The following is a 14,946-nucleotide window of genomic DNA, read 5'->3' on the forward strand; positions in this document are numbered from 1 at the left end:
TTCAATTTTTCGAATTTTTTATATTATATATACTTACTTTTTTCAATTTTTAGATAGCTCATTCTCTCGTGCTTCGCACTAGACTAAGATATTAACTCAAAATATCTTCGATTTCATCTCGATATTTTGGTTACTCTCTTATACCGACTTTCGCTATCCAGGCATATAATATAACCTAAAAATTAATTGGTGCACCTTCAGGGGCTCGAACCCTGGACACCCTGATTAAGAGTCAGGTGCTCTACCAGCTGAGCTAAAGGTGCATATTCAGTACCTAAATAGTATAAAGCATTTGTTTTAATTTGTCAAGTCTTTTATTGTACTTTTTTAAAATGAACTTGAAAAATTTTATAAAATCTATTTTATATAAAAAAATTGAGATGTCAGACATCTCAATTAAATATTAAAATATTTTTTTATTCTTTCTGCAATTTTTTCGTAATCATTAGGTTTAAATTGCTCTATATCAAAATTATGTTCTATATCCGAAACAATTGCAATTAATTTTTCTTTTTCAGAAATTATTTTTGTTGAATATCCCGTTCTATAAATTTCAATTCTATCTAAGTTTTCCCATTTATATCCTTCAACTAAAATAAAATCATATTCAGTCATTGTTTTTAGAACATCATCTAATGATTTTTCATAATTTAAGTTTTCAACTGTTATTACTCTATTAGGACTTACCATTTTTACACAACTAGCTCCAGACTGTGAGAATATATAACTATCTTTACCCTCTCTGTCAAAATCAAATTCTTTGTGATGATGTTTTACAACTCCTACTTTTAATCCTTCTTTAGAAAATATTTTCAACAAGTTTTTTATCAAAGTTGTCTTTCCAACATTAGAACATTCTCCAACTATGGAAATTGCCCTATTTTTCATATAAAAACTCCGTTTCAATAATTTCTCCCTTAGATATTTCAGTTTGACTTGGAACAATAACTATGGAATTTTTTGAAACCATTGTAGATAAAACGCCGGATTCCTGTCTTTCTTCAATTTCTGTAAAGAATTTTCCGCCTTTGTAGAAAGTATTTGCTCTTAAAATTCTATTTACTTTCGCCTTATTATTAAATCCGTTAATTAATTCACTTTTAACTTTAAGCATATCAACATTTCTATTTTGTAATTTTAAAATTACAGGTCTAACATAAAGATAGAAATTCATAAAAGATGCTGCAGGATTTCCGGATAATGCAAATATGAATTTTCCTTCATATTCTCCAAAGAAAACATGTCCGCCCGGTTTTGCCATAACTCTTGTAAAAATGGTTTTAACCCCTATTTTATCCAATGCAGTTAAAACAAAATCACTATCTCCAACAGAAATTCCACCTGTAGAAATAACTATATCACTATTTCTTATAGCTTTTTTATACATATCAACCAAAGTATCCAAATCGTCATTAACTTTCCCATATTGAATAACTTCTGCATTATAGACTTTTGCAAGTTGCTCTATCGTATAACTGTTACTATTTCTTATCTTTCCGTCTTCCATTTCGTCAGTAACATCAAGCAATTCACTTCCTGTAGCAAACACACTTACTGTAGGAGCTTTATAAACTTTAATAAAGGGAATTCCAAGACTGGCTAAAACACCGATTTCTGCAGGAGTTAGAAATGTACCTTTTTTAATTATTACATCACCTTTTCTTACGTCTTCACCAAGTCCGATTATATTTTTATTTTTACCAATTGGAGAAAAAATTTTAACTTCTTTTTCGTTAAATTCAGTATCTTCATACCTCACTATGCAATTTGCTCCGCTTGGAACTTTTGCACCTGTCATCAATCTAACAGCTTGTCCTTTAGAAACTGACTTTTCAGAAACATCCCCTGCCATTATAACATCAATAACTTCCAATGTAATAGGATTATCTTTACTTGCATTTACAACATCCTCTTCTCTAAAAGCATATCCATCCAATGGTGATTTGGCAAAATTAGGTATATTAACTTTTGAAATTATATCCTCAGCAATAACTTTTCCTAAAGCATCATTAAAATATAAATTTTCAAATTTTTCTTCTACATTAATTTCTTCAGCCAGTTTTCTAGCTTCTTTTAATTCAATTGGTGAAAAATTATTAATTATCATGTTCATCTCCTATATTTTCATAATCATATTTTTTTCTAAGTTCTCTTTCTCTAAGTCTTTTTTCTTTTCTTTCTCTTATTTTTCTTTTTTGGTCAAAAGAATAAATATCGTTAAGATTTATTAAAGTATTTAGAATAAATATGATAATAGTAATTACAGAAAGCCACTTATTTCCACCTATAATTTTGAAAATAAGTGCTAAAAATATTATAATTCCAATTCTAAAATTAACTTTTCTTCCTAATAATATTGGCTCTAAAACCAATCTTACACTCAATATTGTAAGATATAATATTGCTAAATTAGATGAAATTACTTCTTCATGTTTAACCAGATTAATTAAAATCTGATAAGATAGATAAAGTCCATTTCCTATTATTGGAACAGCTTCTAAAACCCCCATAATTAATCCGGCTTTAAATTTTCCCGGATAATTCATAAGGTAAACAGCAACTAATGAAGTAAGTAATGCCAATAAAATCAGTATCCCTTGAACTTGTAAATAATCTTTAAAAGTTTTTTTGCCTTTTCTTAACATAGCTTTTATATAGTTTAGATACATCTTCATTCCTCCTTTACATTTTTTCTAATAATTGATACATATTTTTTTTATAATTATCAACTCCCGGCTGATCAAAAGGATTGACCTCCAACATATAAGCGGAAATTGCACAAGACATTTCAAAAAAGTAAATCAACTTTCCAATATTATAAGCATCAAGTTTTGGAACTTTAATTCTAATCGTTGGAACATCTCCATCCGTATGTGCCTTTCTTGTCGCCGTAACAGCAACTTTATTTATATCATTTAGTGATTTTTTTGCCAAATAATTTAATTTGTCAAAATCCTCTTCTGAAAAAGGAATAATAATATCATTTTTTAAGTTTTCAACCTCAATTATAGTTTCAAAGGTTATTTTATTTCCGTCTTGAATCATTTGCCCGAAAGAATGTAAATCTCTTGTGAAAATAGCACTTTCTACATAAAGTCCTTTTCCATTTTTCCCCTCACTCTCCGCAAATAATTGTTTCCACCATTCTTGAAGATAGGAAAGTTTAAATTCATGAGCGACTAAATATTCTATTTCCTTTTTTTCATATCTAAACATTACATTTCTGATAATTGCATATTTTAAAGAAATATTATCCAAGCTTTTTTTAGTATATTCTTCTAAACCGTCATTTGCTCCAAGTAAAATTGCATCAGTATCAATACCTGCACACATAATCGGAAATAGTCCAACTGCTGTTAAAACCGAAAATCTTCCACCTATATCATTAGGAACGCAAAAAGTTTCATAACCAACTTTATCACTAAATTCTTTTAACAATCCACACTCTGCATCAGTTGTAACAATAATTCTATCTTTTGCATCTTTTCCATATTTTTCTTCACATAATTCTTTTAAAACCCTAAAAGCAATAGCTGTTTCAAATGTACTTCCTGATTTTGAAATCACATTTATATAAAAATCTTTATCTTTTATATATTCTACTAATTCATTCAAGTAATCTCCACTTAGATTATTTCCGGCAAATATGATATCTAATCCTTCTTGCTTGAAATAAGGCTTTAATGCCTTTATAATAGCTTTGGAACCGAGAAAACTACCTCCTACTCCAATAACGATAAGAACTTCTGATTTTTTAACTTTTTCAGAAAGTTTTTTCATTCTTGAGTATTCTTCTCTATCATAAACTTCCGGATGAGTTACCCAACCTAAAAATTTATTACCTAATCCATTTTTATTTAAAATATAATCTAATGCCTTAAAAGCCTCTTTTTCATAATTATTAAAGCTTAAATCCTCTGAAAAATCCAGCTCAAAATTATCTGTCATTATAAAACCCTCATACTTAATAATGCAATATCATCTTCTTGAATTCCACATCTAAATTCAGAAACATCTTTAACCAGTTTATCTAAGAGCTCTTCATCAGATAATGAATTTTTATATTTATTTACTACATTAAAAAATCTTTCTTCTCCATATTCTTCTCTATTTTTATTTTTTGTTTCAGTAAGTCCATCTGTATAAAATAAAACACAATCTCCATGACAGAGTTTTGCTTTCCCTACGGAGTATCTACTATCTTGAAATAACCAAGAGATAGGCAAACCGCTTAATTCTAATCTGACATTTTTATCCTTATTAAATAAAATCGGTATAGAATTGTGCCCTGCATTTGAATATTCAAACTCACAAGTTGCTTTATTGTAAATACCTAAAAAAATTGTAAAGTACATTTCTAAATTAAGTTTTGAAAATTCTTTTGATAAAGCTCTTATTATTTCTCTCGGATGTTCAATTTTTCTTCCATGAATTAACATTCTAACAGAAAATTTTATAAACATTGTTACCATACTTGCAGAAATACCATGTCCCATAACATCAGCAATATAAACACATGTTTTATTATTTGGTAATTCAATAACATCAAAAAAATCTCCTGATAATTGATCTGATGATATATATTTATATTCCAAATTTAATCCTTCACTATGACTTAATTTAGACAATAAGGTCTTTTGTATATCTGAAGCTGTCAACATATCATTTTTTATCATCTGTTGATATTTTATTAAATCTTTTTGAAGTCTATTTCCCTCTGTAATATCTCGAAAGACTTCAATACAACCCCAATATTCATTTTTGTCATCAAAAATCGGACTACTCTTTACCAAAAAATCTCTTTCTCCAACTGACAACAATTCAGTTTCAACATCTTCTTTATGTCCAATCGGAGCAACACATTTTAAAGAAGAAAAATTTTTGTCATTTTTATGTATATCCTCATCAGAAAACACACAAAACTTTCCCTCTTCATTTTCTAAAAATTTCTTCATACTGGAGTTGGTATAGACAATAAGTCCGGTTTTATCAAAAACTCTGACTAAATCTTCCATAAAATCTACCAGTTCAAAATTACAATGTGTAAATTTATCCATATACATACTGTTTTCTCCTGTTATTTTGGTTTAGGACCGTAAAATTGATAGAAATCAACTTTAATTCTTCCATTAAATAACTTTCTCTTTCTATCAGCTTTCCTTCCATATAGTCTTTCAAAATTTTCCATACTTGTTATCAAATATACAGACCAAGTATCTAATTCTTTAAACTTTTTCCCAAAATCTCTATAAAGCCTTTCAACTTCTTCAATATCCCCCATACGTTCACCATAAGGCGGATTTGTAACTACAACACCATATTCATTATATAAATCAACATCTCTCATATCTTTTATAAAGAATGAAATCTCATCCTCTACACCTAAAATATCGGCATTATCTCTAGCTCTTAAAATCGAACGTCTATCTATATCTGACCCTAAAATTTTTAATTCTCTATCATAATCAATTAATGCTCTTGCTCTATTCTTTTCATTTTTTAAAGCATCTTTATCCAACAAATTCCAATTTTCAAAAGCAAAATTTCTCATAATTCCGGGAGCAATATTTCTGCCTATCATATATGCTTCAATGCAAAGAGTTCCGCTCCCACAAAAAGGATCATAAAAAACTCTGCTCGGATCCCAAAAAGATAGACTAATCATAGCACTCGCCAAAGTTTCCTTAAGCGGAGCATCTCCTGCTCTTTTTCTATATCCTCTTTTATGTAAAGCCTCTCCTGAAGTATCAACAGTAACTGTTGCAATATCCTTTAAAATGGACACTTCTATGTAATACAAAGCATCTGAAGTTTCATCAAACCACTCAACTCCATAAACATTTTTAAGTCTGTCAACAATTGATCTCTTTGTAATCTTTTGGATATCGGACAAACTGAAAAGTTTGGACTTTACACTATTTGCATTTACAGGAAATTTGTCATTTACTGAAATTAATTCTTCCCATTTTATCTTCTTAATTCCTTGATATAAATCTTCAAAACTTAAAACTTTAAATTCATCCATTTTAAGTAAAATTCTCTCTGCACATCTAACCCATAAATTAACTTTTGCTATATCATTTACATCTGCTAAAAACTCTACTTTCCCATCAGAAACCTTTATATCATCAAAACCAAGTTTTATTATCTCTCTTTTAACAATAGCTTCCAAGCCAAAAGCACAAGTAGCAATTAAAGTTATTTTTTTCATTATATCTCCATTTATATAAAAATCTACTATGATAAAAACTCATCCATCATTGATATAATTATACCAAATTTGCATAAAAAAACAAAATAAATTGAAACTTATGGAATTTTTCTGAAATTTTTGTTATAATATACACGACTTTATTATGAAAAACCAAGGAGGAATTTATGAAAAATATTTCAACAAAATCTATAACAAAAATTGGAATATTAAGTGCTATAGTAATTATTTTATCACTTTCTCCTATTGGATTTATTCCGTTGGGACCTGTTAGAATAACTACTGTTCATATACCGATAATTTTAATAGCCTTAATCGAAAAACCTACAGTATCTTTTTTTGTCGGACTAATTTTTGGATTATTTTCTTTTATTCAACATTTATCCGGAATAAGTCCACTATCTTTTATGTTTATAAATCCTATGGTATCAGTGCTTCCAAGAGCATTAATAGGAGTAGGAACATATTATACATTTAACTTTATAAAAAAATATATCAAAAATATATTTAATGTTGTATTTGCAAGTATGATAGGAACAATGATTAATACATTCGGTGTTCTTTCTATGGCTTATATATTTTGTGCAAATCAAATATATGAAGTTTTAAAAATTAATCCTGCAAAATTTTTAGTCGGAGTAGCTGTTTCAAACGGAATCCCGGAAATAATAGTATGTTCTGCGTTAGTTCCTATGATTTATAAAAGTTTACAAAAATTTTAAAATTTTAAATTTTTAAAAAATGAGTGGTTTCATAATCACTCATTTTTATATACAAAAAAGAACCTTGAAAAATCAAAGTTCTAAAAATTCTTTATTAGCTTGCCTTTAAACTTACTTGTGATGTCAAAACATCAAAATAGGAATAAGAACAAGTTCTGGTTTTATGTTCTTCAGTTTCAATCTCAACAGTAAAAAATGATGTAAATACATCTCCAATTACTCCCTTAATCTCAACATATTCTTCTTTACTTCTTCTAATAGTAATCAATACTTTTCTTCCAATGTTGTTGCTCAAAACTCTTTTAATCATAACTAATTTTTCTTTTGTATTCATAACAGCACCGCCTTTTGTATATTTTAACATAAAAAAGAAATAAAGTCAAATTACTAAATTTTGACAAAAAACAAAAAACTGCATATATCTTATAAAAAATATATGCAGTCAAACATATCAATTTAAATTTATTTGTTTTTTTCTTAAGATATATTATAACCATAATCGCTATTAAACTTAAAAGTCCCACGATTAAAAATAAATTTTTACTGCTATCAACATTCATCAATGGAATAAAATTATTAAATTTTCCCATAAGAACCTCCATCTATCTTAAAATTGCTATAAATATTTTTTCAACTGACAATTGAAAATTCACATTATTATACAAATTTTCTCTAACAATCTCTATAGTTTCTAAAATTTTTACCACTTTATTTTTATCAAAATTAACATTATTCTTAAATATTTTCAAAATATTTTTATCTGAAATGTCTTTTCCGGTCTCTAAAAAAATGTAAAATTCTTTAAAGAAATTATACAATAGTGGTATGAAATCTCTATCTTCTTTCAAGCTAAGTAAATATTCCTTATTTTTAGAATCATAAATAGCTAAAAATTCACCTTTAAGTGAGAGAGATAAAATTTCTAATAATTTACCATAATCTGAATAATCGAAATTTTCAGAAGAATTCGCCTCCGAAATGAATATACATCTACTCCTTATAGTTGATAATAATTTATATCTTGAATCAACTAAAATACAGATTATAACATAGTCAAAAGACTCTTCAAGAGTTTTCAATAGAGCATTGGATGATTCAGCTCTTAAAAACTGACCGCCTTTTATGATGACCAATTTATATTTTGACTCTAAAGGCCTTTTTTGAACGTATTTAATCATATTTCTAATTGAATCGATAGAAATGAAATTTCTTTCACTTTCAACTATCATCAAATCAGGATGTGTTTGTTCTTCAATTTCTCTGGAAATTTTAAAATCTTCTTCCGGATTTAAAACCTTTAAAGTTAATTCTTTAGAAACCTTATCTAAAAAAGTCTCACTTCCCTCAACAATATAGTTTTGAGAAAAATCATAAATATCAATCTTTTCCTTGAAAAGAGTATAATTCATAGATTACATCCTTATTAATTGATTCATATTTAGAACAAACATTACAGTATTGGCAGTTTTATCATCAATTGTTTCTTTGTTTTTTGAAATATTTAAAATCATTTCTTTTACTCTATCTACTTTTTCATCTTCAATACCTATTAATATAGTAGTATTTCCTTTTCTGAAAAATCCACCTGTTGAAGATAATTTTGTAGCTCTAACTTTATTTTCTGAAAGTTCAGTTAAAACATCTTGAACTATGTGGTCTTGTATAATTGCTATAATAAGTTTCATAAAATCACCTACATTCTTACAAAATCTACAACATCTAGAACAAAAATAGTAGCTCCGCCTACTAAAACTTCCATTGGGAAAGGAATATAAGCATCACCCGGCATTGTAACACTTAAAACAGATGTTGTAATTTCTCTTGATTTACAATTTTCTTCAATTACTTTCAAACATTCTTCTAACTTTTCTTCTTCAACCCCAATTAAAAGAGTTGAGTTTCCGGCTCTTAAAAATCCACCTGTTGAAGCAAGATTTGTCATTCTGAAACCTTTTTCAGTTAAATCTTCTTGTAGTGGGTTCAAGTCTTGATCTTGAACTATTGCAATTATCATCTTCATAGCAATTCCTCCAATTTTTCATCTATTATATTTTTTACATTTTCGAAAACTTCATCCATACTTTTAGTGGCATCAACTTTTCTTAAAACTTTATCGTCTTTCATTTGCTCAAGAAGTTCCATATAAGTATCATAAACTCTACTATGGAAATCATCTCCGGAAAGTTCAAGTCTATCGGCATTTTCATTTAAAGACTTCCTCTTTAAAGTCGTCAATGGATCAACATAAAAGAAAATAATCATATCCGGATTAACTCCATCTATAGCAAAATCATTTATCTTTTTTACATTTTCAACTCCAAGTTCTCTACCTCCACCTTGATAAGCAAGCGAACTTAAAACAAATCTATCTGAAATAACAATATTTCCCTTTTCTAAATTCGGTTTTACAAGTTCATCGATATGTTGAGCTCTACTTGCAGAATAAAGCAATGCTTCTGTTCGTGGTGACATATTATCATTGTCATTAGATAAAATAATCTCTCTAATTTTTTCTGATATTTTTGTTCCACCCGGCTCTCTAGTAAAAATTATCTTTTCGTTATCTTTATAGTATTCCTTAATTAAATTTATTATTGAAGTCTTTCCACATCCGTCAGGCCCTTCAAAAGTAATAAATAATCCCATCTTTTAACTCCTTAAAATGAATAAAATAAATATGATAAAATTATTCCTACTATTCCGAAGCTACCTACTAAAAAATAGCTTAAATAGGTAAATGGAACAATAACAATTTTAAAAATTGCTAAAATATATAAAATCACATATCCTATTATGGAATTCAAAATAATCTTTTTTATAATTTTTAAAGGGAATTTTAATAATTTAAAAAGAATATAAATTAAAACAATTCCAATAATATAAGAAATAATACTATTTTCGAAAAAGAATTTACTTAAACCGGCAAAATCAAGTGATTTTAATGAATCTAAATACATTTTTTCAAATTTTTCCAAAGTATCACTCTCCTATTCTTACTATTATTTTATCACAATGTAAAGATTTTATCAATTAAAACGTACAAAAAACAAATATAATATAAGACAATCTTATTTTTAAAAAAATTCGTTTAAAAATATATTTATTGAGCTTTAATTTTTGATTTTTATATATGAACCCCACCCTTCCACAATCCTTCGCATCGGGGTGGGTGCCCGGGAACCTTGTTATTCCACAATAAAAAAGTTAGGGAGTAATTTTTAAATTTTACTCCCTAACCTTAGTTATTTAACTTTTTTTATTATAATCATATATCATTTTTAAATCAAATTTTATATATTTGTATCTTTATTTTGATTTCTTTTTTTCAAGAATAACATTATTCCACCTGATATAGCTAAAATTCCTGAATAAATTGATGTACTTGTTGCAATTCCCGTCTTAGCTAATTTTGGTTTTTTAGGTTTTTCAGAAGGTGTTGAAGGTGGTAAAGCTGGACTTTCTGTATTAACTACTTTTATTCCATCTTTCATATTTCCTAAATAACTTACCTTGAATATCTTATCATCAAATTTAACTGAATTATTCTTTTCTCCAACTTCCTTAACTGTGTACTCATAAGTTTTTGAATTTTCTATTGATTCATATACTTTTAGATTTTTGAATTCTCCTGTCCAGTTGTTTTCTTTATTCAGTTCAAGCTTTTGTCCTGTCGCTTCCCCATCTCTGTATAATTCAACTTCAATTTTATCTACAGGTGCTGTAATTTCATTTCCATTTGTTCCCAACCACTCTTTTGTTACTTTTAGATTTCTTGTTGGCGGTATCATTGGTGTCCACGGATTTTCAGGTTTTGACGTTTCTTTCTTATCTGTTACTGTTAATTTATTTCCATTTGCTTTTACTTCATTTCCATTTGCATTCGTAACTGTAACTTTTCCTTGTTCGTCTACTTCAAAGATAATATCCGTAACTTTTAAATATCCGTTAGGAGCTACTTCTTCATGGAATGTATATGTTCCGGCTTTCAACTTAAATGTTTCACTTTGATTTTCTTTAGATATCCATTCCTTTACTAATTGTCCTTGTTCATCTTTTATTTGAATTTTCGCTCCCGCTATTTCTTTACCTGCTATATTTACCTTGCTGAAAACCACTTCATTTTCAATTTCTTCTTTAGGTAAAATTCTAAATGTCTGTGATTTATCATTCGGATCTTCGTGTGTTAATTCTTGTTTCTTATCCGGTTTTCCGTCTCCATCTGTATCTATTACATTTTCCATTGAAACTACCGTTTCAAAAACCACATAAGATTTTCCTGCTTCTAAATTAAGTTTTCCAAAATTTAATGTCCATTCACCTTTTCCTGTTGTATCCGCTTTTAAATCATCACCACTATTAACTACAGAAACCGGATGTCCCGGATTAACAAGTTCTCCATCTTTTACTTCATAAATTTTGCCTATCACATCATATTTTTCGTTTGGATAAAGTCCTTTATATGTTATCTTGTCTGAAACTTCAACCCCACCTTCAATATCCTTTGCTTTTAATGTTGCAACTTCATTTTCAGTTGAAGTTTTTCCTCCAGCCATTACTGTTGTCTTTATTTCTCCAACTGGTTGGTCTTTTTTCAATCTACCGGTTACAATAGCCTGATATCCGATTTGACCTTGAACCCCATCGGGTTTATAACCACGAAGTTCAAAATCAGCAGGCACATTGATACTATCTACGGCTTCACGCAATAAGTATACTGCTTTTTGACCCTGTTTTGAGTATTTATAAAACCAATATTGGTTACTATCTTTATCAACTTTGTAACCATCTGTATAACGCCATATTTCATTTTGAACAACAGTATAAAATTCATTAATTGCATCTTGTGGAGTTGCCCACCCGGATCTTCCGATAACATCAGTGGGATCTTTCAAATAAATATAAATAAGTTTAGATACTTTATTCCAAAGTTCATCATGACCTGTAGAAACAACTCCTGGTAAGTGATTATCTCTAACAAGTTTATTAAAACTCTCCTTATTTAGATTTAACATTTGTTCATATACACCAAAATATTCATCCTTTGCAGCATCATATCCAGGATATTTTTTGCTATTTGCCATGCAAAAACCGAATAGCTCGACTGGAGTATGCGATTCATCCGATGTAACCATCCCTAAACGATTTTTATTCCCTGCTGAGTAATATTTACCATCCGGTGATACTCCTGTAGCATCATTAGGAAAACCATCAGCTTTAGTTTTTGAAGATGGTTGAATCACACTTGATATTACCATCAAAAATATAATCAAAAACGAAACTGTACTTTTAAAAATTTGCATACTTCTTTTTTTCATTTTATTACTCCTTCCATATTAAAGTGTAGACTATTTACATTTATAAATAGTCCTAAAACTTTGAATTACTGAACTTTATGTAAAAACTATCAGCAAATTTAAATTATCATATAAAAATAATTAAAAATGCATTCGATTTCTTCCAATTAATATTTAAAATTAATAACTAAATTTTTTAAATTTTATTAGCTAAATTATAGCATAATATGAGATAAACTGTCTACTATTTTTACACTTTTTTTAATATTTATTTTTATATAAAAATATCGTTTTACCTATTATAATTATTCTTTTTTATCAATCTCATCCTGTGACTTTATGACTATTTATATTTAGATGTTTTCTTATAATTTTCTTAACTATAAAACAAATAAACTTCCTTAATATTTTTATCTTTTCAATTATTTTTTAAAAAGCACAGTGAAAACCCCACCCTTCCACGACACTTCGCATCGGGGTGGGCACCCGGGAACCTTGTTGTTCTACAATAAAAAAGTTAGGGAGTAATTTTTAAATTTTACTCCCTAACCTTAGTTACTTAACTTTTTTTATTATAATCATATATCATTTTTAAATCAAATTTTATATATTTGTATCTTTATTTTGATTTCTTTTTTTCAAGAATAACATTATTCCACCTGATATAGCTAAAATTCCTGAATAAATTGATGTACTTGTTGCAATTCCCGTCTTAGCTAATTTTGGTTTTTTAGGTTTTTCAGAAGGTGTTGAAGGTGGTAAAGCTGGACTTTCTGTATTAACTACTTTTATTCCATCTTTCATATTTCCTAAATAACTTACCTTGAATATCTTATCATCAAATTTAACTGAATTATTCTTTTCTCCAACTTCCTTAACTGTGTACTCATAAGTTTTTGAATTTTCTATTGATTCATACACTTTTAGATTTTTGAATTCTCCTGTCCAGTTGTTTTCTTTATTCAGTTCAAGCTTTTGTCCTGTTGCTTTTCCATCTCTGTATAATTCAACTTCAATTTTATCTACAGGTGCTGTTATTTGATTTCCATTTGTTCCTAACCATTCTTTAGTTACCTTTAGATTTCTTGTTGGCGGTACAATTGGTGTCCATGGTATAAGTTTTTTATTTGTAACAGTTAATCCTATTTGTTGATTTCCACCATAAATTACTTTATACCAACTATCTCCAAGCTTAATATGATTTCCTACTTCTCCTACTTCTTTTACAGTGTAAACATAATCATTTCCCTGTGCATCTGCTTTATCAAGATTTGTCCAAGTATAAGTAGTATTTCCATTGCTTAATTCAACTGGTTCTCCTTCTGCTTGTCCGTTCTTTAGAAGTTGTAATTTAATTGTAGGATATTCATCTTCATCAACAACCCATTCTTTAGTTACTTTAACTTCTGTTTTTATCTTTGTATTCTTAATTATGATAGTTCCATTTTGAGTTTTTTCATAACTAACTTCATAACCGGCAGGCACATTCTTTTCTACTACTTCATACTCGATTTCTGTTCCGTCTGCTTCGTACTTGTCTAAACCTTCAAATGTATGCTTCCAATTTTCACTAGCTTTTAGTTCGTGTTCTTGGATTACATCATTACTTCCTACTTTTCTAAGTTCTACAAGTACAGAATTTCCTACATCTCCTACCCATCTCTTTTCTACAGGGATATTTACCTTTTCTACATTTGTATTTGTAATTGTGAAGCCATCTTCCATTGTTCCTTCAATAGATGATATATATCCTGCACCAACAGATTTTTCAACTACTTCGTATTTGATTTCTGTTCCATCATCTTCATATTTTGGTAAATTTGTAAATGTATGTTTCCAGTTATCACTTGCCTTTAATTCATATTCTTGTAAAACATCATTACTTCCAACTTTTCTAAGCTCTACAACAACAGAATTTTTTGCCGGTCCTACCCATTTCTTTGTTACGGATACTTCCACTTTTTCTACATTTGTATTTGTAATTGTGAATCCGTCTCCCATCGTTCCTGTAACTTCTGATGTATATCCTTCAGGTACATTCTTTTCTACTACTTCATATTTGATTTCTGTTCCATCATATTCATATTTTGGTAAATTTGTAAATGTATGTTTCCAGTTATCACTTGCCTTTAATTCATATTCTTGTAAAACATCATTACTTCCAACTTTTTTAAGTTCTACAATAATAGAATCCTTCGCAGGTCCTACCCATTTCTTTGTTACGGATACTTCCACTTTTTCTACATTTGTATTTGTGATTGTAAAGCCATTTTCCATTGTTCCTTCAATTGATGATATATATCCTGCACCAACAGATTTTTCAACTACTTCATACTTGATTTCTGTTCCATCATCTTCATATTTTGGTAAATTTGTAAATGTATGTTTCCAGTTATCACTTGCTTTTAATTCATATTCTTGTAAAACATCATTACTTCCAACTTTTTTAAGTTCTACAATAATAGAATCCTTCGCAGGTCCTACCCATTTCTTTGTTACGGATACTTCCACTTTTTCTACATTTGTATTTGTAATAGTAAAGCCATTTTCCATTGTTCCTTCAATTGATGATATATATCCTGCACCAACAGATTTTTCAACTACTTCATACTTGATTTCTGTTCCATCATCTTCATATTTTGGTAAATTTGTAAAGGTATGTTTCCAGTTATCACTTGCCTTTAATTCATATTCTTGTAAAACATCATTACTTCCAACT

General features: G+C 28.5%; 15 protein-coding genes, 1 tRNA gene and 1 pseudogene. 1 reads left to right on the plus strand and 16 read right to left on the minus strand.

Features of this window, described 5'->3' with window-relative positions; all coding sequences use genetic code 11:
• Nucleotides 1-187 precede the first annotated feature (187 nt).
• The 7 genes from HMPREF9127_RS06515 to HMPREF9127_RS06545 form a co-directional block, all read right to left on the minus strand.
• Nucleotides 188-263, minus strand: a tRNA-Lys gene (locus HMPREF9127_RS06515).
• Nucleotides 264-396: 133 nt separating this feature from the next.
• Nucleotides 397-888, minus strand: a complete 492-nt coding sequence (gene mobB / locus HMPREF9127_RS06520) for a molybdopterin-guanine dinucleotide biosynthesis protein B (RefSeq protein ID WP_009448618.1) — start codon at nt 886-888, stop codon at nt 397-399.
• Complete coding sequence (locus HMPREF9127_RS06525; RefSeq protein ID WP_009448523.1) at nt 878-2,107, minus strand: molybdopterin molybdotransferase MoeA; 1,230 nt, start codon at nt 2,105-2,107, stop codon at nt 878-880. Before HMPREF9127_RS06525 ends, mobB begins: the two co-directional genes overlap by 11 nt.
• Entirely contained in the window at nt 2,097-2,675 is a 579-nt protein-coding gene (locus HMPREF9127_RS06530; RefSeq protein WP_255261732.1) for an AI-2E family transporter, read from the minus strand. The genes HMPREF9127_RS06525 and HMPREF9127_RS06530 overlap by 11 nt, the downstream gene beginning before the upstream one ends.
• A gap of 7 nt (nt 2,676-2,682) precedes the next feature.
• Complete coding sequence (locus HMPREF9127_RS06535) at nt 2,683-3,948, minus strand: glucose-6-phosphate isomerase (protein WP_009448594.1); 1,266 nt, start codon at nt 3,946-3,948, stop codon at nt 2,683-2,685.
• Nucleotides 3,948-5,057 carry a SpoIIE family protein phosphatase gene (locus HMPREF9127_RS06540; RefSeq protein WP_255261733.1) on the minus strand — a complete coding sequence of 370 codons (1,110 nt, stop codon included), beginning with the start codon at nt 5,055-5,057 and terminating at the stop codon, nt 3,948-3,950. The genes HMPREF9127_RS06535 and HMPREF9127_RS06540 overlap by 1 nt, the downstream gene beginning before the upstream one ends.
• Before the next feature lie 20 nt (nt 5,058-5,077).
• On the minus strand, nt 5,078-6,211 hold the full coding sequence (locus HMPREF9127_RS06545; RefSeq protein WP_009448762.1) for a THUMP domain-containing class I SAM-dependent RNA methyltransferase: 1,134 nt from the start codon (nt 6,209-6,211) through the stop codon (nt 5,078-5,080).
• 167 nt (nt 6,212-6,378) lie between these two features.
• Between HMPREF9127_RS06545 and HMPREF9127_RS06550 the strand changes: the two genes are divergently transcribed.
• Nucleotides 6,379-6,933, plus strand: coding sequence for an ECF transporter S component (locus tag HMPREF9127_RS06550; protein ID WP_009448814.1), 555 nt, complete (start codon nt 6,379-6,381; stop codon nt 6,931-6,933).
• A gap of 94 nt (nt 6,934-7,027) precedes the next feature.
• Here the strand turns inward: HMPREF9127_RS06550 and HMPREF9127_RS06555 are convergent, their stop codons facing one another.
• The 9 genes and pseudogenes from HMPREF9127_RS06555 to HMPREF9127_RS09560 all read right to left on the minus strand — a co-directional run.
• On the minus strand, nt 7,028-7,297 hold the full coding sequence (locus tag HMPREF9127_RS06555; protein WP_009449060.1) for a Veg family protein: 270 nt from the start codon (nt 7,295-7,297) through the stop codon (nt 7,028-7,030).
• Nucleotides 7,298-7,535: 238 nt separating this feature from the next.
• Complete coding sequence (locus HMPREF9127_RS06565; RefSeq protein ID WP_009448887.1) at nt 7,536-8,342, minus strand: hypothetical protein; 807 nt, start codon at nt 8,340-8,342, stop codon at nt 7,536-7,538.
• A 3-nt stretch (nt 8,343-8,345) separates the two neighbouring features.
• On the minus strand, nt 8,346-8,618 hold the full coding sequence (locus HMPREF9127_RS06570; protein ID WP_009448816.1) for a cyclic-di-AMP receptor: 273 nt from the start codon (nt 8,616-8,618) through the stop codon (nt 8,346-8,348).
• Between the two features lie 8 nt (nt 8,619-8,626).
• The gene (locus HMPREF9127_RS06575) at nt 8,627-8,953 is read right to left on the minus strand and encodes a cyclic-di-AMP receptor (RefSeq protein WP_009448942.1); all 327 of its coding nucleotides are present in this window, start codon (nt 8,951-8,953) and stop codon (nt 8,627-8,629) included.
• Nucleotides 8,950-9,579, minus strand: a complete 630-nt coding sequence (tmk, locus tag HMPREF9127_RS06580) for a dTMP kinase (RefSeq protein ID WP_009449095.1) — start codon at nt 9,577-9,579, stop codon at nt 8,950-8,952. The genes HMPREF9127_RS06575 and tmk overlap by 4 nt, the downstream gene beginning before the upstream one ends.
• Before the next feature lie 11 nt (nt 9,580-9,590).
• On the minus strand, nt 9,591-9,908 hold the full coding sequence (locus tag HMPREF9127_RS06585) for a pro-sigmaK processing inhibitor BofA family protein (protein ID WP_009449000.1): 318 nt from the start codon (nt 9,906-9,908) through the stop codon (nt 9,591-9,593).
• A 315-nt stretch (nt 9,909-10,223) separates the two neighbouring features.
• Nucleotides 10,224-12,248 (minus strand): thioester-forming surface-anchored protein, encoded by a 2,025-nt coding sequence (locus HMPREF9127_RS06590; protein WP_009448571.1) that lies wholly within the window; start codon nt 12,246-12,248, stop codon nt 10,224-10,226.
• Nucleotides 12,249-12,830: 582 nt separating this feature from the next.
• Nucleotides 12,831-14,780, minus strand: coding sequence for a Cna B-type domain-containing protein (locus HMPREF9127_RS09555; protein ID WP_009448494.1), 1,950 nt, complete (start codon nt 14,778-14,780; stop codon nt 12,831-12,833).
• Nucleotides 14,763-14,918: pseudogene (locus tag HMPREF9127_RS09560) on the minus strand (Cna B-type domain-containing protein); the annotation flags it as partial. The gene HMPREF9127_RS09555 and the pseudogene HMPREF9127_RS09560, both read right to left, overlap by 18 nt.
• Nucleotides 14,919-14,946: the final 28 nt, after the last annotated feature.

The organism is Parvimonas sp. oral taxon 393 str. F0440 (assembly GCA_000223315.2).
GTDB lineage: Bacteria > Bacillota > Clostridia > Tissierellales > Peptoniphilaceae > Parvimonas.